The following is a 20,730-nucleotide window of genomic DNA, read 5'->3' on the forward strand; positions in this document are numbered from 1 at the left end:
CGACAATTTGCCGATAGACAAGCCTCGGGCGAGACGCCAGCCTTGGCATCAGCGAGAGCCGGACGATCAAGATCCGGACCTCATCGCGCCTCTGGGAGGGAAGACGGATCATGAACGATATCAGGATCGACCGCCGCGCGCTGCTTAGCGGCGCCGCTGCCACGCTGGCCGTGCCCGGCGCGGGGCTTTGGCAGAACACGGCCTGGGCCCAAAGCAGTTGGCCTCAGGGGCGCACGCTCAAGCTCGTCGTGCCCTTCCCGCCTGCGGGTGCGACCGATGTGCTTGCGCGCCTGGTCGCCGACAAGCTCGGCCAGAGCTGGGGCACGAATTTCGTCGTCGAGAACCGGGCCGGGGCCGGCGGCAATATCGGCACCGACGTCGTCGCAAAGGCGGAGCCGAACGGCGACACGATCCTGATCGTCTCGGTGGGGCTCGCCACCAACCAGTATCTCTATGCGAAACTGAACTACGATCCGGTCAAGGACCTGACCCCGATCACCATGGTCGCGCTGGTGCCCAACCTGCTCGTCGTGAACAAGGACCTGCCGGCCAACAATGTCGGCGAGCTGATCGCCTATGCCAAGGCCAATCCGGGCAAGCTGACCTATGGCTCGTCGGGCGTCGGGACCTCGGTGCATCTGTCGGGCGAGTATTTCCAGAAACTGACCGGCACGAAGATGGTGCATGTGCCCTATCGCGGCACGGCCCAGGCCACCCAGGACCTGATCGGCGGGCGCATCGACCTGATCTTCGACAACATCACCCAGGCGCTGCCGCATGTCCGGGCGGGCTCGATCCGCAGCCTCGGCATTACCACCGCCAAGCGGTCGCCGGCGGCGCCGGAATTCGCACCGATCGCGGAGACGGTTCCGGGCTTCGACGTCTCCTCGTGGTTTGCGCTGTTTGCTCCCGCACGCACGCCCCAGGCGATCATCGACAAGATCCAGGCCGACACCAAGGCGGGCCTCGCCGATCCGGCCCTGCGCGCCAAGATGGACACGCTGGCGGCTGAGCCGGTCGGCAACACACCCGCCGAACTCGGCGCTTTCCTCCAGTCGGAAATGAAGAAATGGGGCGATCTGATCAAGGAGATCGGGGCCAAGGCGGAATGAGACCTTAACCGACCGCGTGCGACACTGTCGGCATGCAGACCTCTGGAATTGTCGAGATGAAGGCCGGGTGGCGTACGTTTGCCCTCTTCGTTGCGATGTGTGCGGCGGTCTACCTCGCCTATCGTGGGTTTCTGGCAGCCGACCAGAAGTTCGGCACCTTGAAAGGCGCGTGGATCGATAGCCTCCCGATCGAGGTCAAGCGAGGGTTCCTGCTCTGCTTCGGCACTCTGTTCGGGCTCGTTGCCGCGAACCTGATCCCGCCCCTGCTTCTACGCGTCCCCTTGGTCAGGCTCGATAGCGCCGGGATCCATCGCTACGCGCTGCGGGGGCGGACGTTCATCCGATGGAGCGATATTCTCTCGATCAACGACTCGACCAGAGATCGACAGAGGGTGACCTGGTCGAGTTCCGGACATCATCGCTTCAGCATCCGGCCGATTCCCTCCGACGAGGATCAAAGGGACCTGATCTTTCCCTGGATCATGATCGACATCAACGCGTTGGCCGAACATATCCATGCCTTCCGCCCTGACCTGATCTCGATCCCGCCCAGCATGGTCAAGCGACGCGCGATCGAGGCCAGGGCGGCGAGAGCCGCGCGCCGTCCACCGCCCCGCCCCCCTGCACCGCCGATCGAAATCGATCCCAGGAATTGGACGGGCTGATGCTCCCGGCACCGGGCCGCGGGCGTGCTGTTTCGACACCGGGAACATGCCGGGCGTCGCTCACGTTCTCCCGTCGTATCCGGCCGCGCAGTTCAGCGGCTCACCGGGAAGGAACCCCCTATGTCCACGCTCGTCATCGTTCTTCTGGTCATTCTGCTGCTTGGCGGCGGCGGCTATTACGGCCATCGCTCCTATGGTGCGACCGGCCTCGGCGGCGTCCTGGGTCTCGCCCTGGTCGTCTTCCTGGTGTTGTGGCTGATGGGTGCGATCGGCGGCGCGCCGGTCCGTATCTAACGGCCGACAGCACGTGCCCGCGCGAGGCCAACAAGCCTCGCTCGGGCACGTGAAGCCTATGAGGACAGGTCCGATCGCCTCAGGCGGCGGGTCTGTTGTCCCAGACAGCGATCGCTGCCGCGAGATCCTCGAGCGAGACGCCGACCGACTTGAACAGGGTAATCTCGCCGCCTTCCGCATGGCCGGCGACGCGGCCATGGCAGAGATCGGCCAGGGTGCCCGCGATCCTGTCGGCGGAATAGCTGCCCTCGGCGATCGCGATGGCGACATCGCCACCCTCGTCGATCGCCTTGGCGGAATCGACGATGACGCGGGCCCGGTCGAGCGCATCGGCGTCGGCCTCACGCATCTGCATGGTGAAGGCGCCGATGAGATCGAGATGGGCGTCGCGCTTGAGCCAGCGGCCGTGAATCAGCGGCTCACTGGCATTGGTGGCGCAAGAGATGATATCGGCGGTTCGTGCCTCGCCTTCGAGATCGGTGACGGCCCGCGCGGCGATACCATCGCCGGCAAGCTGGGCGACGACGGCCTCGGCCGCCTCTGGACGACGTGCCCAGATCGCGATGTCGGTCAGCGGGCGAACCGCGCGATGGGCCTTGATCAGGAAGGGCGCGAGGGCGCCAGCGCCGACCATCAGCATCTTGCTCGCGGTCGGGTTCGCCAGGAAGCGGGCAGCAAGCGCGGAAGCTGCGGCCGTGCGCCAGAGCGTCAGACGGTTACCGTCCATCACGGCCAGTGGTTCGCCGGTCGCGCCGTTCATCAGCAGATAGGCGCCCATGACGCCGGGCAGATTGCGCGCGCCGTTGCCGAAGAACACCGAGACGATCTTGGTGCCGACATAGGGCGTCGGGCTGTCGGGCGCGCTCCAGGCCGGCATGATCAACAGGATCGCGTCCTCGCCGGGACGCTCGATTGGATGGTGGGTGCGCGGCGGCACGATCGCGTCGCCCCGGAAGGCCTCAGCGAGCGTCTCGATCAGTCCGGGGAAGTTCAGCGCGGCGTCGATGTCGGCAGGCGTGAAAAGCCGCATCAGCCGCGTCCGTTGGTCAGTGCCGGCAGCGCTGAATCGGGCACGGCTGCGCGCAGCATCTGCGTTTCGGAGCGCAGCGTCGCGGCCTCGCGCCGGCTGCGACGGGCAGCCTTGCGATGCTTGCCCTGCGCCAGCCAGGAGGCGAGCCCACCGATCAGGACGCCGACGGCGAGCGCCGCCAGGACGATCGCAAACAACGGAACGTCGAAGGCCAGAACCGGGGCATCGCGGCTGATCGGATCGAAGGAGACTCGCACGGCGGCCCGGTTCGCAACCGAGAACAGCACGACCGCCAGCGCAATCGGCACGAGCACAAGGGCCTTGAAGAAGGATTTCATCGCTGTTCCTTTCGGCAGATCGCGCCTTGAGCCGTCGCCTATGCCGGCAGGCAGGCAGGCCGGCCTTGCCCTCCTACCCCCAGCTCTGAGAGCCGATCTGCCCTGGCATCACACCTTGCCGTTCAGCCTCAGGCGCAGTTCCTTGCCGGTCTTGAAGACGGGCACGAACTTCTCCTCGACGTCGACGGCATCGCCTGTCCGGGGATTGCGCCCGACGCGAGCAGAGCGCGCCTTGCGGGAAAAGGCGCCGAAGCCCCGTAACTCGACCCTGTCGCCGCGCGCGAGCGCCTTGACGACCTCATCGAGGATCGCCGTGACGATATTCTCGATATCGCGCTGATAGAGATGGCTGTTGCGCTCGGCGATGCGTTGTACAAGTTCTGATTTTATCATCGCTGCAATATAACCGCTTGTATCAACATCACTTTTCGACCGCAGGCTGCCAGAGCGCCATGGGCGCGTCAAGCCGCAAACCAAAGGGCTGATCGGCGGCGCGGGCGATCAAAGCCGCCAGCGTTTCGAACCCTGCCGCACGGGCCAGAGCCTCGCTGGCGCTCCAGAGCCCGTAGGACGAGGATTCGCTGCGGCGACGCCAGTCGCGGACGCTCAAATCCTTGGCGACACCCCTCTCCCGCACGAGCCAGGCGATGGCCTCCGGCTCGCCGCCGAGTTCGTCGACGAGCTTGAGCCCGACAGCCTGTCGCCCCGTATGGACGCGCCCGTCCGATACCGTCGCAACCTCGGCATCGCCGAGCTTGCGACGCTCGCGCACCAGGCGCTTGAACCAGTCGTAATTGTCGTCGACGACGCGCTGGAGCGCGGCCCGCGCCTCGGGCGAGGTCGGCTCGTAGCCATTGGGTGCCGCCTTGAGCGGGCTCGACTTGATTTCCTCGAGCTTGACGCCGACCGTGTTCAGAAGCTGCCCGACATTGGGAATCTGGAACAGAACGCCGATCGAGCCGACGAGCGAACTCTGGCGCGCGATGATCCGGTCCGAGCCGATCGCGGCGATGTAGCCGCCCGACGCCGCCAATCCGTTCACGACGCTGACCATCGGCTTTTTCGCGGCCAGACGGCGCAGGGCGTCGTAGAGCGCCTCGGAGCCGCTGACCGTGCCACCTGGGCTGTCTATCGTCAGCAGCACCGCGGCGGCGCGGCTGTCCTCGAGCGACTTGATCAGTTCGAGGGTTCGCCGATCGCCGGAGATGAAGCCGGAGATGGTGACGCGGGCGATATGAGCCTGGCTGATCGAGCCGGGGGTCCGCCCGGTCCAGGCCAGACCGGCCACGACGGCGGCGCCGAGAACGCCGACGACGGCGAGAAGGCGCCAGAGCGTCAACTTGCGGCGCAGGCTGCGGCGATCGGCAAGCAGATCGGCATCAGACGACATCACGGCACTCCACTCGGCTTCGGGTCCGTGGTGTAACCTCGCACTGGAGGCGGGGCAAGGCGAAGGACGGCGCTCAGGCCGCGACGCAGGAGCGCGCGCGGTCGAGCGCCAGCAGCGCGAGCCCGCTCGCCACCGAGCGGAAGGCATCGCCGACATGGATGCGTTCCGCTCCGAAACGACGGTCGAACAGCGCGCGCACGGCCGGAACATGCGAGGTGCCGCCGGTCATGAACACGGCCTCGATCGCGCCTGCCGGAACACTCGCTTCTGCCAGCGCCCGGTCGAGGGCGGCCTCGATCGCGGCAACGTCGCCCGCGATCCAGCCATCGAAATCGGCGCGCGTGATGGTGCGCTCGATCGACACATCCATCTGATGGAAGCGCAGCACGGTTTCATCGGCGCCCGAGAGCGCGATCTTGGCGGCGGAGACGGCGCGGTAAAGCTCATAGCCGAGATCGTATTCGATCACCGTCAGCAGATCCTCGAGCTTGCCGGGCTCGACGGCGTCGCGGATCAAGGCCTTGAGCTCGGCCATGGTCTCGCGGCTCTTCATCAGAGAGAGGCGGTGCCATTGCGCGAAGGCGGCGTGGTAATGCGCGGGTATCGGCAGCAGCTTCTCGAAGGAGCGGTAGTCGGAGCCCTTGCCCAGCCGCGGCGAGATCGCATGCTCGATGATGCGGTAGTCGAAGGTGTCACCGGCGACGCCGACGCCGGCATGGGAGAGCGGGATGGCCTCCAGGCGCCCTGCCCCGCCGGGCTCGAAGCGCATCACCGAGAAGTCGCTGGTGCCGCCGCCGAAATCGGCGACCAGCATGGTCTGTGGCTGCTTGAGGTCGCGGGCATACCAATAAGCGGCGCCCAGCGGTTCATAGGCGAAATCGACCTGCGGCATGCCCGCCTTGGCATAGGAGGCCCGAAGCCGGCCAAGCGCCAGGTCCTCGTCGGGACGTTCACCGGCGAAGACGACGGGGCGGCCGGAGACCAGCGGCGTGACGGCCAGACCGTCGAGACCGGCCGAGACATCCGACAGGAAGACGCCGATCAGATCCTCCAATTGGAAAAGCTTGCCGAACAGCCGCGTCTCCTGGAAGGCACGGCTGGAGAGATGGGTCTTGAGCGACTGCAGGAAGCGGTGCTCGGTGGTCATGCCCAGCGCCATGTCGAGCGCGTCTGGGCCGCTGACATGCGCGATGCGAGCCTGCGGCGGGCGGCCCTCGCGCCAGAACATCAGCGCCGAGCGATAGGCATCGACCGCGCCCTGTTTCGTCGCGAAAGAGCGCGTCGTCACCGAGCCGTCGGCCGCGGCCAGAGCGACGACGCTGTTGGTGGTGCCGAAATCGATGCCGATCGCCGCCGTGGTCATGGCGCAGGTCCTTCTTTGCGATGAGCACGCTGTCATTCCGGGGCGTCGCGCAGCGATGAACCCGGAACCCACGACGGGGCGAGCGTGTCCCAGCAGCAGTGGCCAGGGCTCGCCCAGTCGTGGGTTCCGGGTTCGGCCCTGGCGGGCCACCCCGGAATGACAGCGTGGTTTCGAAACAAAAGCCCGCGCGGATTTCTCCGCGCGGGCTGATCGAGACATCCGGCCGCCGTAGCGGCCGAACGATCACTTCTTGTCGGTCGTCGCCTTCTTGAGGGCGGCGCCCAGGATGTCGCCGAGCGAGGCGCCGGAGTCGGCGGAGCCGTACTGCGCCATCGCCTCCTTCTCCTCGGCCATTTCCAGGGCCTTGATCGAGACCTGGATCTTGCGGGCCTTCTTGTCGAAGAGGATGACGCGGGCGTCGACCTTTTCGCCAGCCGCGAAGCGCTCGGGGCGCTGCTCGGCGCGATCGCGAGCGATCTCGGCGCGCTTGATGAAGGTGGTCATGTCGGTGCCGGCGATCTTGACGTCGAGACCGCCTTCCTTGACCTCGATCACCTCACAGGTGACGACCTGGCCCTTCTTGAACTCGCCGGCATCCACGAAGGGATCGCCGCCGAGCTGCTTCAGGCCGAGCGAGATACGCTCCTTCTCGACGTCCACATCGAGAACGACAGCCTGGAGCATGTCGCCCTTCTTGTATTCCTCGATGACCTGCTCGCCCGGACGGTTCCAGTCGAGGTCGGAGAGATGGATCATGCCGTCGATATCGCCTTCGAGACCCAGGAACAGGCCGAACTCGGTCTTGTTCTTGACCTCGCCCTCGACCACCGCACCGGCCGGATGGGTCTCCGCGAAGACCTCCCAGGGGTTGCGCAGGGTCTGCTTGAGGCCGAGCGAGATGCGACGCTTGACCTGATCCACCTCGAGGATCGCGACGTCGACTTCCTGCGAGGTCGAGACGATCTTGCCGGGGTGGACGTTCTTCTTGGTCCAGGACATCTCGGAGACGTGGATGAGGCCCTCGATGCCCGGCTCCACTTCGACGAAGGCGCCGTAGTCCGTGATGTTGGTGACGCGACCCTTGAGGCGCGCGCCGACGGGGTAACGGGCCGCAATGCCATCCCACGGGTCAGCAAGCAGCTGCTTGATGCCGAGCGAGATGCGGTGCGTGTCCTGGTTGATCTTGATGATCTTGACCTTGACCGTCTGGCCGATGGTCACGACCTCGGACGGATGGTTCACGCGGCGCCAGGCCATGTCGGTGACATGGAGCAGGCCGTCGATGCCGCCCAGATCCACGAACGCACCGTATTCGGTGATGTTCTTGACGACGCCGTCGATGACCTGGCCCTCTTCGAGCGAAGCCACGAGCTCGGAACGAGCCTCGGCGCGGGTCTCTTCGAGGACGGTGCGGCGCGACACGACGATGTTGCCGCGGCGGCGATCCATCTTGAGGATCTCGAAGGGCTGCGGCTGGCCCATCAGCGGGCCGACGTCGCGGATCGGGCGGATGTCGACCTGCGAACGCGGCAGGAAGGCCACGGCGCCGTCGAGATCGACGGTGTAGCCGCCCTTGACGGTGTTGAAGATGACGCCCGAGACCTTCTCGCGAGCCTCGAAAGCCTTCTCGAGCTTGACCCAGCTCTCCTCGCGGCGAGCCTTGTCGCGCGAGATGACGGCTTCGCCGAGCGCGTTCTCGATCCGGTCCAGATAGACCTCGACCTCGTCGCCGACCTTGATGTCCTGGTCACGGCCGGGGCCGTTGAATTCCTTGAGCGCGACGCGCCCTTCCGTCTTCAGTCCGACATCGATGATCGCCATGTCCTTTTCGATGGCGACGACGATGCCCTTGATGACGGAACCTTCGAGGGCTTCGTTCTGACCGAAGGATTCCTCGAGAAGGGCGGCGAAATCCTCGCGGCCCGAAAAGCTTTCTACGGCTGACATGCATTCTCCTGACGCCGGCCGCGTATCCCGCGGATGTCCGGCAAGCGCCCGATTGGGTTGGTGTTGCAGGCCGAATGCTCCCGTCGGCGCCTCGTGAGAGGCTGGTCCACCCGTCCGCGCATCGCAGCGCCGGAACGGAAGAACGGCGCTAGGCCGCCGGTTTCACATCCGCATCCGAACGATCCGCCCCAAACACGAAACGGGAGCCGGCCGAAAAGGCCGCCCCCGGCTGTGATCGATCACGGCCTTATCGGACAGGCGCGATGTAGTGGAAACAGGGCGCGAGGGCAAGGGCGAAGGCGCTTCAGCCCTCAATCAGCCAGTTCTCGATCGTGAGGCCGGGAATGTCGCGGAAGTCGCGCTCGTTGTTGGTGACGAGGGTGGCGCCGAGGCTGATGGCGTGGCCTGCGATCATGCGGTCAAAGTCGCGGCCACGGACCCAGCCTTGCGCTGACAGCATCGCGCCATACGCCTCGGCCTGAGCCTTGCCGAAGGCAACGATGGGAAGGTGTGCAAGTAGCTTCTCCAGCCGCCCCCGACGTCCCAGTGCATCGAGATCGTTCGATCTGAGCCCTCGCTGAAGCTCGGCGATGCTGAGAGCCGACACCAACACGGCGCCTTCATGCTCTATCATTTTCCTCAAGATCGACCGCACGCCGTCGCGGGCATCGATATCGACGTTGGTGTCGAGCAGAAAGCCCACGCTCAATACCGCTCCCGTTCGGGAAGCTCCATTCGCTCAATCGGCTCGGAAGGCGGTAGCGGCGGGGCCAGGAGAAGTTCTACCAGAACCTGTCGGAGACCTTCGCGCTTCGGCAAGATCGTCAACACGTCGCCATGACGCGTGATCGTCAGCTCCTGGCCATCCTCGAACGCCATCTCCGCGGGGACGCGGATCGCCTGGCTGTTACCGGATTTGAAAGCGCGGGTGGTGGCCATCGGCTTTCTCCTGCAAGACGATCATGCTTTCATCAGGGAATGTGGCCAGCACGATCAGCCATGTCAATCCTCGTATATACATGAGATGGCGATGACCGACGATCCTGACACCCCCGCCGACAGCAAACTTACCCGGACCAAGCAGGCCTGGGCGCGCTCGGCCAAGTTCCTGACCGGGCGCATCGCTCGTCCAGACAGCGAGCGGCTGCCGCCGGGCCAGCATCTGGTCAAGGACTGGCCCGTGCTCGATCTCGGCCTGCAACCGGAAATCGCACTGGAAAGCTGGACGCTCGACGTCGACGGCGCGGTCGAGAACCGGCTGCACTGGCGCTGGGCCGATGTCCTGGCGCAGGAGCAGACGCAGGACGTCTCCGACATCCACTGCGTCACGACCTGGTCACGCTACGACAACCGCTGGGAGGGCGTCTCGACGCGGACGCTGCTCGACCTGGTCCATCTGAAGCCGGAGTGCGGCTTCGTCGTGCTGCATTCCTATGACGGCTACACCACCAACCTCACACTGGAGGATTTCGCCAGCGGGGACGCCATCCTCGCCCATCGCTGGGAGGGCAGTCCGATCCCGACCGAGCATGGCGGGCCGCTGCGGCTGGTGCTGCCGAAGCTCTATTTCTGGAAGAGCGCCAAGTGGCTGAAGCGGATCGAGTTCACGACCGCCAACCGGCCCGGCTTCTGGGAGGTCCGCGGCTATCACGACCGCGGCGACCCGTGGATGGAAGAGCGCTATAGCGGCGATTGAGAACAGGAAACGGCGCCGGGGACCTCATCCCCGACGCCGCTGCTGCCGCCCTACTTAATCGACCGCTCGTCCTTGACCCGCTGCCAGACCCGATCACGGCCGTCTAAAGGATCAGAACTCCGACCAGCCACCGGCCGATCCGCCGGCCGCACGCCGCGGTGGCGTCTGCGGCCGTTGCGGCGTGTGGGCACGGACGGCGGCCATATGCGGCGCGGCCTGCTTGAGTTCGGCCATGACACTGGCTTCCAGGCTCCGCAATGGAGCCCCCGAGATGCGGAAATTCTCCACCATCTGCCTCAGCGAGGCGGTCGCGGTCTGAAGCTCGCGGGCCACGCCGGCGCTCTCATCGGCCATCGCGGAGTTACGCTGGGTCATGTCGTCCATATGGGCGACGACCTTGGCGACCTCCTCGATGCCGTTGGCCTGTTCGTTCGACGCGCTGGAGATGTCGGCGAGCGCGGCGGCGACGCTGGTCGAGGAGCCCACGATTTCGGACAGCGCCGAGCCGGCGTCCTTCACCAGCCTGACGCCGCTTGCGACCTCCTGCGTCGAGTTGGTGATCAGCTTCTTGATGTCGTTGGCGGCTTCGCTGGAGCGCTGAGCCAAGGCGCGGACCTCCGAGGCCACGACTGCAAAGCCCTTGCCGGCATCGCCAGCGCGGGCTGCCTCGACTGCCGCGTTCAGCGCCAGCAGATTGGTCTGGAACGCAATGTTGTCGATCACCGTGATGATCTCGGCAATATCGCTCGATGCCTTTTCGATCCGCTCCATGGCGATCACCGCGTCGCCGACGATCCCGCCGCCACGATTGGCGATGCCGTTGGCCGTCTCGCCAAGGCTCGTCGCTTCGCGGGCGCGCTCCGCGCTCTGCTTGACAGAGGCGGCAAGCTCCTCGGTCGTCGCGGCTGTTTCCTCGAGGCTGCTGGCCTGCTCTTCCGTGCGCTGGGCCAGATCGCGGCTGTCTGCACCGATCCGGTCGGCGCCGGTGGTGATCTGTTGCGAAATCGTCGCGACCGTCCGGATGACCTCGGCGAAGGAATCGACCAGTTCGTTGATGCCGCCACAGAGTTCGGCGATCTCGCCGGTCTTGCCCTGCAGCGAGATCCGCTCGGTCAGATTGCGCGCCATCGCGGCGTTGACGACACCGCGGGTATCGGCGACGGCATCGCGCAGCGCATCCTGAGCCAGTTTGTTGGCCGTGATGTCGGTGGCGAATTTCACGACCTTGAACGGTTTGCCGATGGCATCGAAGATCGGATTGTAGCTCGCCTGGAGCCAGATTTGACGGCCGCCCTGGCCGATCCGGCGATACTGGCCCTCGTCATACTCGCCGCGCCCGAGTTTCTCCCAAAACCGGCGGTAGGCTTCGCCGCTCCGTTCCGCGGGATCGACGAACAGGCTGTGATGCTTGCCCTTGATATCGGCCAGGGTGTAGCCGACCGCGCCGAGGAAGTTGTCGTTGGCGTCGAGGATCGTTCCGGCGAGATCGAACTCGATGACGGCTTGCGACTTTCGAATCGCGGTCATCTGGCCCTCGAGGTTCGCTGTCGCTTCCTTCTGCGCCGAGACATCCGTGGCGAATTTGATGACTTTCACCGGCTTGCCGGAGGAATTGAGGATCGGCGTATAGGTCGCCTGCAACCAAACCCGCTTGCCGCCCTTCCCGATCCGGAGAAATTGCTCCTCGATCGCCTCGCCCCGGTTCAGGCGCGCCCAGAATTCCGCGTATTCGGCCGAGCCGCGATACGAGTCGTCGACAAACATCCGATGATGCTTGCCGAGAATTTCTTCCCTTGAGTATTTGACAACGTCTGTAAAATTCTTGTTCGCATCGAGAATGTTTCCCGACATATCAAATTCGATAACGGCCTGGGAACGCCTTATCGCGGCAGCTTCACCAGCAACGGAATGCCCCAAGCCCGAAAATGGTATTCTCATTGTCATTGTCCCGAACCGTGGCGGTAACGCGATGACGTTACGTCCGCTTTGTTTTGAACAATAATGGTTAAAAAATTGGTTCGGACCGGGCGCCTGCGACATCGTAGACATGGCGCATTGCCCGCCGCTCAGACCCAGCCGCGCAACGCGCAGCGGCCATCTTCCCCTACGTCGTCCTTCATGCGAGGTTGCATGCGAGATTTCGCCTGCGCTTGAGGAGCACGCCATGGGCTGGGTCGTCTTGGGGCTGATCGCTGCCCTCGCTGTCTACCTGGTCATGACCTATAACGGCCTCGTCGCGATGCGACAGCGGGTCGGCCAGGCCTTCGCGGACATCGACGTCCAGCTCAAGCAGCGCCACGACCTCATCCCCAATCTGGTCGAGACGGTGAAGGGCTACGCCACGCATGAGAAGAGCACGCTCGACGCCGTGATCGCGGCGCGCAACGCGGCGCAAGGGGCGGGCAGCGTTCATGACAAGGCCGCAGCCGAGCAGCAGCTTTCGGGCGCAGTCGGCCGGCTTCTGGCGCTGGGCGAGGCCTATCCCGACCTCAAGGCTTCAGCCAATTTCCAGCAGCTCCAGGTCGATCTCGGCCATGTCGAGGACAAGCTCGCCGCCGCGCGGCGCTTCTTCAACAATGCCGTCAGCGAGTTCAACGCCGCTATACAGGCCTTTCCGGCCGTGCTGTTCGCGCCGCAGATGGGCTTCACGCAGCGGGAGTTCTTCGATGTCGGCGAGACGGTGCGCGGGCAGATCGAGGTGGCGCCGACCGTGAAGTTCTGACAGCCGGCCGATACCGGCGACAGGAGCGGCGATGCTGGGCCAGGCCTTCGGGCTCTACAGCCATATGCGCAACAACCGGATCAGGTCGGGCTTCCTGATCGCGGGGCTGTTCGCGCTGGTCTATCTGACGGTCTGGGGCCTGCTGCTCGTCTTCAACGGCTATGGTGGCGTCCCCCGTGGGCGAACGGCCTTCGGCGAAGCCGGACGGCAGTTCTGGGCCTGGCTGCCCGTCACCACGCTCGCTGCCGGGGCCTGGGTCTTCATCGGCTTCCGCGTCAATGTCGGGCTCATCAGCGCTGTCTCCGGCGCGCAGGGGCTGTCGCGCGAGGACAACCCCAAGCTCTACCGCATGCTGGAGAATCTCTGCATTTCGCGCGGCCTCACCGTGCCAAAGCTCGCCATCGTCGAGAGCGAGGCGCTGAACGCCTTCGCCAGCGGGGTCAACGACGAGCAGTTCACGGTGACGGTAACCAGCGGTCTGCTGGCGCAGCTCAACGACGCCGAGGTGGAAGCGGTGCTCGCCCATGAGCTGACCCATATCCGCAATGGCGATGTCCGGCTGATGATCATCGCGGTCGTGATCGCCGGCATCATCTCGCTGGTCGGTGAACTGATCTTCCGCAATCTCGGCCGCGTGCGGGTGTCCTCGGACGATGCCAAGAAGGGCAGTTTTGTCGCGATCCTGATCGGCTTCGCCGTGATTGCCGTGGCCTGGTTCCTGGCCGTGGTGATCCGGCTTTCGCTGTCGCGCTCGCGGGAATATCTCGCCGATGCCGGCGCCGTCGAGCTGACCAAGAACCCGGACGCGATGATCTCTGCCCTGCTCAAGATCGCCGGCCGCGCCGATATCGAGGGCGTGCCCTCGGGGGTGATGGACATGTGCTTCGAAAACGACCCGGACGATTTCGCCGACCTGTTCTCGACCCACCCTTCCGTCACCAAGCGGGTGCAGGCTCTGGTCCAGACAGCCGGTGGGCGGATGCCTGCCATGCCGCCTCATCCGCCAAGGGTCGCGGAGCGGCAGGATCTGCAGACGATGGTGGAGGAATCGGCGGCCGGAATTGATCCAGCCGCGCGCGGACCCTGGGCGCGCCCGCCGGGCGGTGGAAGCGCAAGCCCCTGATCCCGCGCATGCCGCGGCTTCTGCTCAGCGGCCGTGCTTGGACCAGTCCAGCGCTTCCTCGAGCCGATCGTCGCCCCAGAACACTTCGCCATCTTCTGTCACGAAGGTCGGCGCCCCGAAGATGCCGATCGACTTGGCATATTCGATCTCGGCCCGGAGCCGGCCTTTGACCTCCTCGCTGCGAGAGGCTGGAAAGGCGACGCCGGGATCGGCCCCAGCCTGCTTCAGAGCGGCATTCAGCACGGCTTCCTCGGCGATGTTTCGGCCCTCGCCGAACCCCGCCTGGAACAGCGCCTTGGAGAAGGCCGGCATCCAGCCCGCCTCCCGACCCGCCAAAGCGAGTCTCGCCGCGATCAGGGAGTTCTGCGGAAAGGTTTCAGGCTTGACGAGGGCAAGCCCGTTACGGCCGGCACGGCGCTCGACATCGCGCCACATGTAGCGGCCCTTGCTCGGATAGAGCGCGAAGGGCGAGGTCGACCAGCCCTGGGCCGCGAAGATGGGGCCCAGCAGGAAGGGTCGCCAGCGCAAAGTGACCCCCGCCGCCTCGGCGAGCGGTTCGATCCTCAGCGCGCTCAGGAAGGAATATGGCGATGCGAACTCATACCAGAAGTCCAGAACAGGACGATTCGGCATTTAGCCTCCGAGTCGGTCGTCTAGGTTTCGAGTCGCGCAATTGAGAGTCTGGCCCTCTCCATGCCCAACCGCAAGATGGGGCGACGCCCCGGACGCACGCGCGTGCCGGTGTCGTCAACACCAATTCATCACACGAAGACGCGGGATCGATCAGAAGGTTCCGATTGCGTCGCCGTTGGGCCTGCGATAGTGCGCCATTGCGTTCGAAAAACGGCCCGCGGGCTCGGAACGCCGCGGCAGCAGGAAGATGATCAAGATGACCAACAAATCCGTGAAGAAGGTCGTGCTCGCCTATTCCGGCGGCCTGGACACCTCGATCATTCTGAAGTGGCTGCAGATCACCTATAATTGCGAGGTCGTGACCTTCACCGCCGATCTCGGCCAGGGCGAGGAGCTCGGACCGGCGCGCGACAAGGCACTGCTGCTCGGCATCAAGCCGGAGAACATCTTCATCGAGGATCTGCGCGAGGAGTTCGTGCGCGACTACGTCTTCCCGATGTTCCGGGCCAACGCCGCCTATGAAGGCGTCTATCTGCTGGGAACCTCGATCGCGCGGCCGCTGATCGGCAAGAAGCTGATCGAGATCGCCGAGAAGGTCGGCGCCGACGCCGTCTCCCATGGCGCGACCGGCAAGGGCAACGACCAGGTCCGCTTCGAGCTGACGGCCTATGCGCTGAAGCCCGACGTCGTGGTGATCGCGCCCTGGCGCGAATGGGATCTGCGCTCGCGCGAGCAGCTCATCGCGTTTGCCGAGCAGCACCAGATCCCGATCGCCAAGGACAAGCGCGGCGAGGCGCCGTTCTCGGTCGACGCCAACCTCCTGCATGCCTCCTCCGAGGGCAAGGTGCTGGAAGACCCGGCGCAGGAGGTGCCGGATTACGTCTATTCGCGCACGATCTCGCCCGAGGATGCGCCCGACAAGCCGACCTACATCACCATCGATTTCGAGACCGGTGATGCGACCGCCATCGACGGCGTCAAGCTGTCGCCGGCCACCCTTCTGGCCAAGCTCAACGATCTCGGCCGCGACAACGGCATCGGCCGGCTCGACCTCGTCGAGAACCGCTTCGTCGGCATGAAGTCGCGCGGCATGTACGAGACGCCCGGCGGCACGATCCTGGCCGTCGCGCACCGGGCCATCGAGTCGATCACGCTCGATCGCGGCGCGGCCCATCTCAAGGACCAGATCATGCCGCAATATGCGGAGCTGATCTATAACGGCTTCTGGTTCTCGCCGGAGCGCGAGATGCTGCAGGCGCTGATCGACAAGAGCCAGGAGTTCGTCGCGGGCAGTGTGCGGCTGAAGCTCTACAAGGGCGGCGTCCATGTGGTGGGCCGCTCCAGTCCCTACTCGCTCTACGACCAGGACCTCGTCACCTTCGAGGAAGGCGCCGTCGCCTATGACCACCGCGACGCCGCCGGCTTCATCAAGCTCAACGCGCTGCGGCTGAGGACGCTGGGCCAGCGGAAGAAGAAGCTGGGTCTCTGAGGGTCGGTTGGAACGCGCCGTCACCCCGCGCGCGGGCTGACGGCGGTGTTTGAACTCCCGCCCGGCTCGCGCGTTGAGGCTGCACCCGCCATTCGAGTGCCCCCTCTCATGACACGCCTGACGACAACCACCCTGCTGATCGCCACGCTTTTGGGCGCACCTGCGCTCGCGCAGACCGCCGGCCCGACCTCGGGCGCGCCGTCAGAAAAAACAGCATCGCCGGCCGTCGCCGCCTGCAAGACGGCCGCGCTCAAGACGATCTCGGCTACAGATCCCGAGATCAAGGACATCTATATCGACGAGGACGGCGCCACCATTGCCACGTCCGAGACCAAGGTCGAGGATACGCCGATCAAGCGCATCATCATGGGCGAGGCCTATCTGCGCACCGACCGATCGGACAAGCCGCGCCGCTTCCTCTGCCTGATCGGCGAAGAGGGCAAGGTGCTGCTGACGTTCTTCACGGCCAGATAAACACGCGCCGTCGAACGCTAGATCAGGGCTGATCGACCACCCGCGTTGCCGGGCGATCACGCCCGTCGGCCAGTTCTTCGTGCCACTGGCCGTCCTTGTCCTGATAGACGACCCCGTCCGTCGTGCCCGCCACAGTCTGGCGCGCCGCCGCGTCCGTCGCCGCCTTCAGCGCCGCCTCGTGCGAGCGGAAGGTTTCCGAGATGGCATCGCCGACCTTGTAGGCCCAGCCGCCATCATGCTCGACGATTTCATACCTGACCGTAACCATCGCGTTCTCCATCGTTGGGAAGAGAACCGCCGGGCCCGGCCTACGGTTCCCCTACTCGCTACTCTCGGCATCGGCGGCACGCAGGCCGTCGAGCACGGGCATCGAGGTGATGTGATAGCCGGCATCGACATGGTGGATGTCGCCCGTGACTCCGCCGGAGAGATCCGACAGGTAGTACAGCGCCGAACCGCCGATCTCGTCCAGGGAGACCGACTTGCGCAGCGGTGAGTTGGCCCGCTGCCAGGAATACATCGCGCGGGCGTCCGAGATGCCGGCGCCAGCCAGTGTCCGCACCGGCCCTGGCGAGAGCGCGTTGACGCGGATGCCGCGCGGGCCGAAATCGCCGGCCAGATAGCGCACGCTTGCCTCCAATGCGGCCTTGGCGACGCCCATGACGTTGTAGTTCGGCATGATCCGGGTCGAGCCGCCATAGGTCAGCGTGATCATGCTGCCGCCCCTGGGCATCCGCTCGGCAGCCCGTTTCGCCGCCTCGGTGAAGGAGAAGCAGGAGATCACCATGGTGCGCGAGAAATTCTCGCGGCTGGTGTCGGCGTACAGGCCCTTGAGCTCGTTCTTGTCGGAAAAGCCGATGGCATGGACGATGAAGTCGAGCGTGTTGCGCTCGGGATCGCCGCCCCAGGCATCGTCGATCGCCGCAAAGGCTGCATCGACCGTGGCGATGTCCTCGACATCGCAGGGCAGGACGAGCGTCGAGCCGATGCTCTCCGCCAGCGGCTTGACCCGCTTGCCGAGCGCATCGCCCTGATAGGTGAAAGCCATCTGCGCACCATGGGCGTGCAGCGTCTTCGCGATGCCCCAGGCGATCGAGTTCTGGTTGGCGACGCCCATGACGAGGCCGCGCTTGTTGTGCATGAGGGGGAGCATGGGCACCGTCGGTTCTGGCGTCAGGAGGAAGGGAGAGCGGAAGGCAGGTCGGTCTGGCTGAAATCGTCGCCTTTGAAGAGGATGGATGCTCCGGCGAGTTGCGCAGCCGCATAGGCGAAGCAATCGCCCATATTCAGCGCAGCCGGATGCCGGCCCTTGCCGAAACGGTCGAACGCAGCGAGTGCGCCATTGGCATGGGCGGCCTCTTGCGGCTCGACGCCGATGGCGCCACGCGCCAGAAAATCCAGCACCGTCGCCCTGGCCACATCGACCGCGACGCCGCGCACTCGGACCAGGGCGACTGTCGCCTCATAGATCGCGAGCGGCGAGGTAAAGCGCCGTCCCTGACCTGTCAGTGGCTGCCCGAATTGCTCGAAACCGGCCTCTTCAAGGAGGATAGCCACTATCACGGACGCATCGACATACATGCTAGATGTCGCCCGACAATTCGTCGTAGAACGCCTTATCGGCCTTCAACCCCGTCTTGGGATAGGCCGCCACCCGCAGCTGAAGATCCCGTATGCGCTCCAGAAACGGCACGTTCTGGTTCATTTGGAGAAGCTCGTTCTGAACAGCCTGCTTGACCGCATCGGTCAGGCTGACGCCTTTGCGCGCCGCCAGTTCCCGCACGGCACGATCAGCCTCCGGATCGCGGATATGAAAAGCCATCTCGGTTCCCCGTCTAGACGGACTTTGTATCCGTCTAGACGCCACCCGTCACGCTACAAATGCTTCTTCACCGCCGCCGCCGTGTCCTTTGACGACGCCAGCGGCACGATCTCGAAGCGGGCGAGATCGCCCCAGGCCAGCACCCATTCCTGCAGCAGCGTGACGTCGTCGCATTGCATGATCTGGAAGCAGCGGCTGAAATCGGCCGAGATCCAGCTGTCGAGATAGGTCAGGCCCTCGGGCGCCATGCGGCCCTTCTCATGGAAACGGGCGTAGATCTCCTTCACCCGCGCCTGATCGAAATGCTCGATCACCATGAACAGCATCGGCGGCTCCTCAGACTTCGAGCTTCTTCATCACGATCGTGGCATTGGTGCCGCCGAAGCCAAAGGAGTTCGAGAGAACGCAGCCGAGGCCTGCATTATCGATGCGCTTGCGCACGATCGGCATGTCGGCGAAGGCGGGATCCAGCTCGTCGATATGGGCACTCTCGCAGATGAAATCGTTGTTCATCATGAGCAGCGAGTAGATCGCCTCCTGGACGCCGGTGGCGCCGAGCGAATGGCCAGTCAGCGACTTGGTGGCGGAGATCGGCGGCGCCTTGTCCCCAGAGCCGAAGACCTCGCGGATCGCCTCGATCTCCCTGGCGTCGCCGACCGGGGTCGAGGTGCCATGCGGGTTGATGTAGTCGACCTTGGTGTTGAGACCCTTCAGCGCCATCCTCATGCAGCGAACGGCGCCTTCGCCCGAGGGCGCGACCATGTCATAGCCGTCCGAGGTCGCGCCATAGCCGACGATCTCGCCATAAATCCGGGCACCGCGCGCCTTGGCGTGCTCCAGTTCCTCCAGCACCACGACGCCCGCGCCGCCGGCGATGACGAAGCCGTCACGGTTGACGTCATAGGCACGCGAAGCGCGCGCCGCCGTCTCGTTGTAGTCGGTCGACATCGCGCCCATCGCGTCGAACAGGACCGAGAGCGTCCAGTCCAGTTCCTCGCAGCCGCCAGCGAAGATGACATCCTGCTTGCCCCACTGAATCAACTCGTAGGCGTTGCCGATGCAGTGGTTCGACGTCGCGCAGGCCGACGAGATCGAATAGTTGACGCCCTTGATCTTGAACCAGGTGGCGAGCGTCGCCGAGGCCGTCGACGACATGCCCTTGGGCACCGCGAAGGGACCGACCTTCTTCGACGAGCCGCTTTCGACGGCCTTGTCATAGGCGTCGATCAGGGCGCGGGTGGACGGACCTCCCGAGCCCATGATGATCCCGGTGCGCTCGTTGCTGATCTCGGCCGACTCGAGACCGGAATCGGTGATCGCCTGTTCCATCGCGACCTGGTTCCAGGCCGACCCGCCGCCATGGAAGCGCATGGCGCGGCGATCGAGCACGGTCGAGGGATCGAGCGTCGGCACGCCAGCGACGCGGCTGCGGAAGCCATGCTCGGCGAAGTCAGGCATGAAGGAAATGCCGGACTTCGCCTCGTGCAGGGAGGAGAGCACTTCCTGCGTGTTGTTTCCGATGGACGAGACGATGCCCATCCCGGTGACCACGACGCGTCTCATGCTTCTTCTCCGGCTCCATCGCGCCTGGCCGAAACGGCATCCGGCGCGCTTGATTGATACCGCGCAAATGGACTGCGCGACTGGCGCGCGCAAGCCCGCAGCGCGCTTTTCCTCAGGCCGCTTCGGGCTTGAACAAACCGACGCGCATGTCGCTGACCGTGTAGATCCGCTTGCCATCGGCCTCCAGCCAGCCATCGGCGATGCCGAGCACGAGCTTGGATTTGAAGACGCGCTTGAACTCGACGCCGTAGACGACCTGCTTGACCGAGGGCAGCACCTGATCGGCGAACTTGACCTCGCCGACACCAAGCGCCCGGCCGCGGCCCGGCAGGCCGAGCCAGCCCAGGAAGAAGCCGGTGAGCTGCCAGAGCGCGTCGAGACCGAGGCAGCCCGGCATCACCGGATCGCCCTTGAAGTGGCAGTCGAAGAACCAGAGGTCGGGCTTGATGTCGAATTCGGCCCGCACGAAGCCCTTGCCATTGGGGCCGCCATCCTCGGCGATCTCGCTGATGCGGTCGAACATCAGCATGGGCGGCAGTGGCAATTGCGCGTTGCCCGGCCCGAACAGCTCCCCGCGGCCACAGGCGAGGATCTCCTCGTAGCTGAAAGACGATTGCCGCTGCATGCCAGTTTCGCTCCATCCCGGCCGCCAGCCCGGCGGCGATAGTCAGGCCGTGCCTAACACGGCGTCAGCCCCGAACGAAAGGGCGGCGGGCGTCGAGAATGACGACTTTGCCTTCGGGAGCGCCCGCGATAGGTTTCTCCATGCATCCTATCGCGTTGATTGTCCTGATCAGCCTCGCCTCCGCGCGGGTCTCGGCCCAGGGCTGTGATCTCGACGAATCGCCCTGCAGCGGCTGCGGCTGCAAGGGCGGACCGGGTTATCGGCATGTCGAAACGCAGCGCTGCGTCGGTTTCCGGCAGCTCGACACTCTCTGCGGCTCGCCGCCGACAGCCCGCTGCGTCCCAGAGAATGCGCCGGGCACCGGCGAGAACCGCGACTGCGCCTTGCGATCGAGAGGCCGCCCCGCGCGAGGTGCGGGATCGTGATGCGGCTTGCTCGGAGCCC

At 65.2% G+C, this 20,730-nt stretch carries 25 protein-coding genes; 8 read left to right on the forward strand and 17 right to left on the reverse strand.

Annotated features, from left to right (window positions below):
- Positions 1-110: 110 nt before the first annotated feature.
- From AE618_RS11025 to AE618_RS27300, 3 genes are all read left to right on the forward strand, one after another.
- On the forward strand, positions 111-1,112 hold the full coding sequence (locus AE618_RS11025) for a Bug family tripartite tricarboxylate transporter substrate binding protein (protein ID WP_054209121.1): 1,002 nt from the start codon (positions 111-113) through the stop codon (positions 1,110-1,112).
- A gap of 56 nt (positions 1,113-1,168) precedes the next feature.
- Positions 1,169-1,777, forward strand: coding sequence for a hypothetical protein (locus AE618_RS11030; protein WP_156330217.1), 609 nt, complete (start codon positions 1,169-1,171; stop codon positions 1,775-1,777).
- Positions 1,778-1,897: 120 nt separating this feature from the next.
- The gene (locus AE618_RS27300) at positions 1,898-2,071 is read left to right on the forward strand and encodes a DUF3309 family protein (RefSeq protein ID WP_082365182.1); all 174 of its coding nucleotides are present in this window, start codon (positions 1,898-1,900) and stop codon (positions 2,069-2,071) included.
- Positions 2,072-2,150: 79 nt separating this feature from the next.
- Here the strand turns inward: AE618_RS27300 and AE618_RS11035 are convergent, their stop codons facing one another.
- The 8 genes from AE618_RS11035 to AE618_RS11070 form a co-directional block, all read right to left on the reverse strand.
- Positions 2,151-3,101, reverse strand: coding sequence for an ornithine cyclodeaminase family protein (locus tag AE618_RS11035; protein WP_054209123.1), 951 nt, complete (start codon positions 3,099-3,101; stop codon positions 2,151-2,153).
- A complete protein-coding gene (locus AE618_RS11040; protein WP_054209124.1) occupies positions 3,101-3,439 on the reverse strand; it encodes a LapA family protein in 339 nt (112 codons plus the stop codon). The genes AE618_RS11035 and AE618_RS11040 overlap by 1 nt, the downstream gene beginning before the upstream one ends.
- 108 nt (positions 3,440-3,547) lie before the next feature.
- A complete protein-coding gene (gene ihfB / locus AE618_RS11045) occupies positions 3,548-3,832 on the reverse strand; it encodes an integration host factor subunit beta (RefSeq protein ID WP_054209125.1) in 285 nt (94 codons plus the stop codon).
- A 28-nt stretch (positions 3,833-3,860) separates the two neighbouring features.
- Positions 3,861-4,829, reverse strand: a complete 969-nt coding sequence (gene sppA, locus AE618_RS11050) for a signal peptide peptidase SppA (protein ID WP_054209126.1) — start codon at positions 4,827-4,829, stop codon at positions 3,861-3,863.
- Positions 4,830-4,902: 73 nt separating this feature from the next.
- Positions 4,903-6,192, reverse strand: coding sequence for an Hsp70 family protein (locus tag AE618_RS11055; protein ID WP_054209127.1), 1,290 nt, complete (start codon positions 6,190-6,192; stop codon positions 4,903-4,905).
- A gap of 243 nt (positions 6,193-6,435) precedes the next feature.
- Positions 6,436-8,139 (reverse strand): 30S ribosomal protein S1, encoded by a 1,704-nt coding sequence (rpsA, locus tag AE618_RS11060; RefSeq protein WP_054209128.1) that lies wholly within the window; start codon positions 8,137-8,139, stop codon positions 6,436-6,438.
- 304 nt (positions 8,140-8,443) lie between these two features.
- On the reverse strand, positions 8,444-8,842 hold the full coding sequence (locus AE618_RS11065; RefSeq protein ID WP_054209129.1) for a type II toxin-antitoxin system VapC family toxin: 399 nt from the start codon (positions 8,840-8,842) through the stop codon (positions 8,444-8,446).
- 2 nt (positions 8,843-8,844) lie between these two features.
- Positions 8,845-9,078 carry an antitoxin gene (locus tag AE618_RS11070; RefSeq protein ID WP_054209130.1) on the reverse strand — a complete coding sequence of 78 codons (234 nt, stop codon included), beginning with the start codon at positions 9,076-9,078 and terminating at the stop codon, positions 8,845-8,847.
- A gap of 91 nt (positions 9,079-9,169) precedes the next feature.
- Between AE618_RS11070 and AE618_RS11075 the strand changes: the two genes are divergently transcribed.
- Entirely contained in the window at positions 9,170-9,835 is a 666-nt protein-coding gene (locus tag AE618_RS11075; protein WP_054209131.1) for a sulfite oxidase-like oxidoreductase, read from the forward strand.
- A 111-nt stretch (positions 9,836-9,946) separates the two neighbouring features.
- Here AE618_RS11075 and AE618_RS11080 read toward each other — a convergent pair whose 3' ends face one another.
- Positions 9,947-12,001, reverse strand: a complete 2,055-nt coding sequence (locus AE618_RS11080) for a methyl-accepting chemotaxis protein (RefSeq protein WP_082365184.1) — start codon at positions 11,999-12,001, stop codon at positions 9,947-9,949.
- Here AE618_RS11080 and AE618_RS11085 point away from each other — a divergent pair.
- A complete protein-coding gene (locus AE618_RS11085; RefSeq protein ID WP_054209133.1) occupies positions 12,000-12,557 on the forward strand; it encodes a LemA family protein in 558 nt (185 codons plus the stop codon). The genes AE618_RS11080 and AE618_RS11085 overlap by 2 nt on opposite strands.
- A gap of 31 nt (positions 12,558-12,588) precedes the next feature.
- Entirely contained in the window at positions 12,589-13,680 is a 1,092-nt protein-coding gene (locus tag AE618_RS11090; RefSeq protein ID WP_082365185.1) for a M48 family metallopeptidase, read from the forward strand.
- A 24-nt stretch (positions 13,681-13,704) separates the two neighbouring features.
- Here AE618_RS11090 and AE618_RS11095 read toward each other — a convergent pair whose 3' ends face one another.
- Positions 13,705-14,313 (reverse strand): 2-hydroxychromene-2-carboxylate isomerase, encoded by a 609-nt coding sequence (locus AE618_RS11095; RefSeq protein WP_054209134.1) that lies wholly within the window; start codon positions 14,311-14,313, stop codon positions 13,705-13,707.
- Positions 14,314-14,569: 256 nt separating this feature from the next.
- On the opposite strand from AE618_RS11095, the gene AE618_RS11100 reads away from it, so the two are divergent.
- The gene (locus AE618_RS11100) at positions 14,570-15,802 is read left to right on the forward strand and encodes an argininosuccinate synthase (RefSeq protein ID WP_197280751.1); all 1,233 of its coding nucleotides are present in this window, start codon (positions 14,570-14,572) and stop codon (positions 15,800-15,802) included.
- 108 nt (positions 15,803-15,910) lie between these two features.
- The gene (locus AE618_RS11105) at positions 15,911-16,276 is read left to right on the forward strand and encodes a hypothetical protein (protein WP_054209136.1); all 366 of its coding nucleotides are present in this window, start codon (positions 15,911-15,913) and stop codon (positions 16,274-16,276) included.
- A gap of 22 nt (positions 16,277-16,298) precedes the next feature.
- On the opposite strand, the gene AE618_RS11110 is transcribed toward AE618_RS11105, so the two are convergent.
- From AE618_RS11110 to fabA, 7 genes are all read right to left on the reverse strand, one after another.
- Complete coding sequence (locus AE618_RS11110) at positions 16,299-16,544, reverse strand: DUF2188 domain-containing protein (RefSeq protein ID WP_054209154.1); 246 nt, start codon at positions 16,542-16,544, stop codon at positions 16,299-16,301.
- Positions 16,545-16,595: 51 nt separating this feature from the next.
- Positions 16,596-17,429, reverse strand: coding sequence for an enoyl-ACP reductase FabI (gene fabI, locus AE618_RS11115; RefSeq protein WP_054209137.1), 834 nt, complete (start codon positions 17,427-17,429; stop codon positions 16,596-16,598).
- 20 nt (positions 17,430-17,449) lie between these two features.
- Positions 17,450-17,857, reverse strand: a complete 408-nt coding sequence (locus AE618_RS11120; protein ID WP_054209138.1) for a type II toxin-antitoxin system VapC family toxin — start codon at positions 17,855-17,857, stop codon at positions 17,450-17,452.
- Position 17,858: 1 nt separating this feature from the next.
- Complete coding sequence (locus AE618_RS11125) at positions 17,859-18,098, reverse strand: type II toxin-antitoxin system VapB family antitoxin (RefSeq protein WP_054209139.1); 240 nt, start codon at positions 18,096-18,098, stop codon at positions 17,859-17,861.
- Positions 18,099-18,151: 53 nt separating this feature from the next.
- Complete coding sequence (locus AE618_RS11130) at positions 18,152-18,424, reverse strand: DUF3303 domain-containing protein (protein ID WP_054209140.1); 273 nt, start codon at positions 18,422-18,424, stop codon at positions 18,152-18,154.
- Positions 18,425-18,434: 10 nt separating this feature from the next.
- Positions 18,435-19,661, reverse strand: a complete 1,227-nt coding sequence (fabB, locus tag AE618_RS11135; protein WP_054209141.1) for a beta-ketoacyl-ACP synthase I — start codon at positions 19,659-19,661, stop codon at positions 18,435-18,437.
- A gap of 112 nt (positions 19,662-19,773) precedes the next feature.
- Entirely contained in the window at positions 19,774-20,286 is a 513-nt protein-coding gene (fabA, locus tag AE618_RS11140; protein WP_054144085.1) for a 3-hydroxyacyl-[acyl-carrier-protein] dehydratase FabA, read from the reverse strand.
- Positions 20,287-20,730: the final 444 nt, after the last annotated feature.

Source organism: Allobosea vaviloviae (assembly GCF_001298265.1).
Classification (GTDB): domain Bacteria; phylum Pseudomonadota; class Alphaproteobacteria; order Rhizobiales; family Beijerinckiaceae; genus Allobosea; species Allobosea vaviloviae_B.

Coding starts and splice junctions, on each gene's coding strand:
- AE618_RS11095 (WP_054209134.1), bottom strand. CDS start 14,313: ATGCCGAATCGTCCTGTTCTGGACTTCTGGTATGAGTTCGCATCGCCA.
- fabA (WP_054144085.1), bottom strand. CDS start 20,286: ATGCAGCGGCAATCGTCTTTCAGCTACGAGGAGATCCTCGCCTGTGGC.
- AE618_RS11075 (WP_054209131.1), top strand. CDS start 9,170: ATGACCGACGATCCTGACACCCCCGCCGACAGCAAACTTACCCGGACC.
- AE618_RS27300 (WP_082365182.1), top strand. CDS start 1,898: ATGTCCACGCTCGTCATCGTTCTTCTGGTCATTCTGCTGCTTGGCGGC.
- AE618_RS11105 (WP_054209136.1), top strand. CDS start 15,911: ATGACACGCCTGACGACAACCACCCTGCTGATCGCCACGCTTTTGGGC.
- AE618_RS11080 (WP_082365184.1), bottom strand. CDS start 12,001: ATGGCGTGCTCCTCAAGCGCAGGCGAAATCTCGCATGCAACCTCGCAT.
- AE618_RS11130 (WP_054209140.1), bottom strand. CDS start 18,424: ATGCTGTTCATGGTGATCGAGCATTTCGATCAGGCGCGGGTGAAGGAG.
- AE618_RS11055 (WP_054209127.1), bottom strand. CDS start 6,192: ATGACCACGGCGGCGATCGGCATCGATTTCGGCACCACCAACAGCGTC.
- ihfB (WP_054209125.1), bottom strand. CDS start 3,832: ATGATAAAATCAGAACTTGTACAACGCATCGCCGAGCGCAACAGCCAT.
- AE618_RS11035 (WP_054209123.1), bottom strand. CDS start 3,101: ATGCGGCTTTTCACGCCTGCCGACATCGACGCCGCGCTGAACTTCCCC.
- AE618_RS11085 (WP_054209133.1), top strand. CDS start 12,000: ATGGGCTGGGTCGTCTTGGGGCTGATCGCTGCCCTCGCTGTCTACCTG.
- AE618_RS11100 (WP_197280751.1), top strand. CDS start 14,570: ATGACCAACAAATCCGTGAAGAAGGTCGTGCTCGCCTATTCCGGCGGC.
- AE618_RS11025 (WP_054209121.1), top strand. CDS start 111: ATGAACGATATCAGGATCGACCGCCGCGCGCTGCTTAGCGGCGCCGCT.
- AE618_RS11090 (WP_082365185.1), top strand. CDS start 12,589: ATGCTGGGCCAGGCCTTCGGGCTCTACAGCCATATGCGCAACAACCGG.
- fabI (WP_054209137.1), bottom strand. CDS start 17,429: ATGCTCCCCCTCATGCACAACAAGCGCGGCCTCGTCATGGGCGTCGCC.
- AE618_RS11110 (WP_054209154.1), bottom strand. CDS start 16,544: ATGGTTACGGTCAGGTATGAAATCGTCGAGCATGATGGCGGCTGGGCC.
- sppA (WP_054209126.1), bottom strand. CDS start 4,829: ATGTCGTCTGATGCCGATCTGCTTGCCGATCGCCGCAGCCTGCGCCGC.
- AE618_RS11070 (WP_054209130.1), bottom strand. CDS start 9,078: ATGGCCACCACCCGCGCTTTCAAATCCGGTAACAGCCAGGCGATCCGC.
- fabB (WP_054209141.1), bottom strand. CDS start 19,661: ATGAGACGCGTCGTGGTCACCGGGATGGGCATCGTCTCGTCCATCGGA.
- AE618_RS11030 (WP_156330217.1), top strand. CDS start 1,169: ATGAAGGCCGGGTGGCGTACGTTTGCCCTCTTCGTTGCGATGTGTGCG.
- AE618_RS11120 (WP_054209138.1), bottom strand. CDS start 17,857: ATGTATGTCGATGCGTCCGTGATAGTGGCTATCCTCCTTGAAGAGGCC.
- rpsA (WP_054209128.1), bottom strand. CDS start 8,139: ATGTCAGCCGTAGAAAGCTTTTCGGGCCGCGAGGATTTCGCCGCCCTT.
- AE618_RS11125 (WP_054209139.1), bottom strand. CDS start 18,098: ATGGCTTTTCATATCCGCGATCCGGAGGCTGATCGTGCCGTGCGGGAA.
- AE618_RS11040 (WP_054209124.1), bottom strand. CDS start 3,439: ATGAAATCCTTCTTCAAGGCCCTTGTGCTCGTGCCGATTGCGCTGGCG.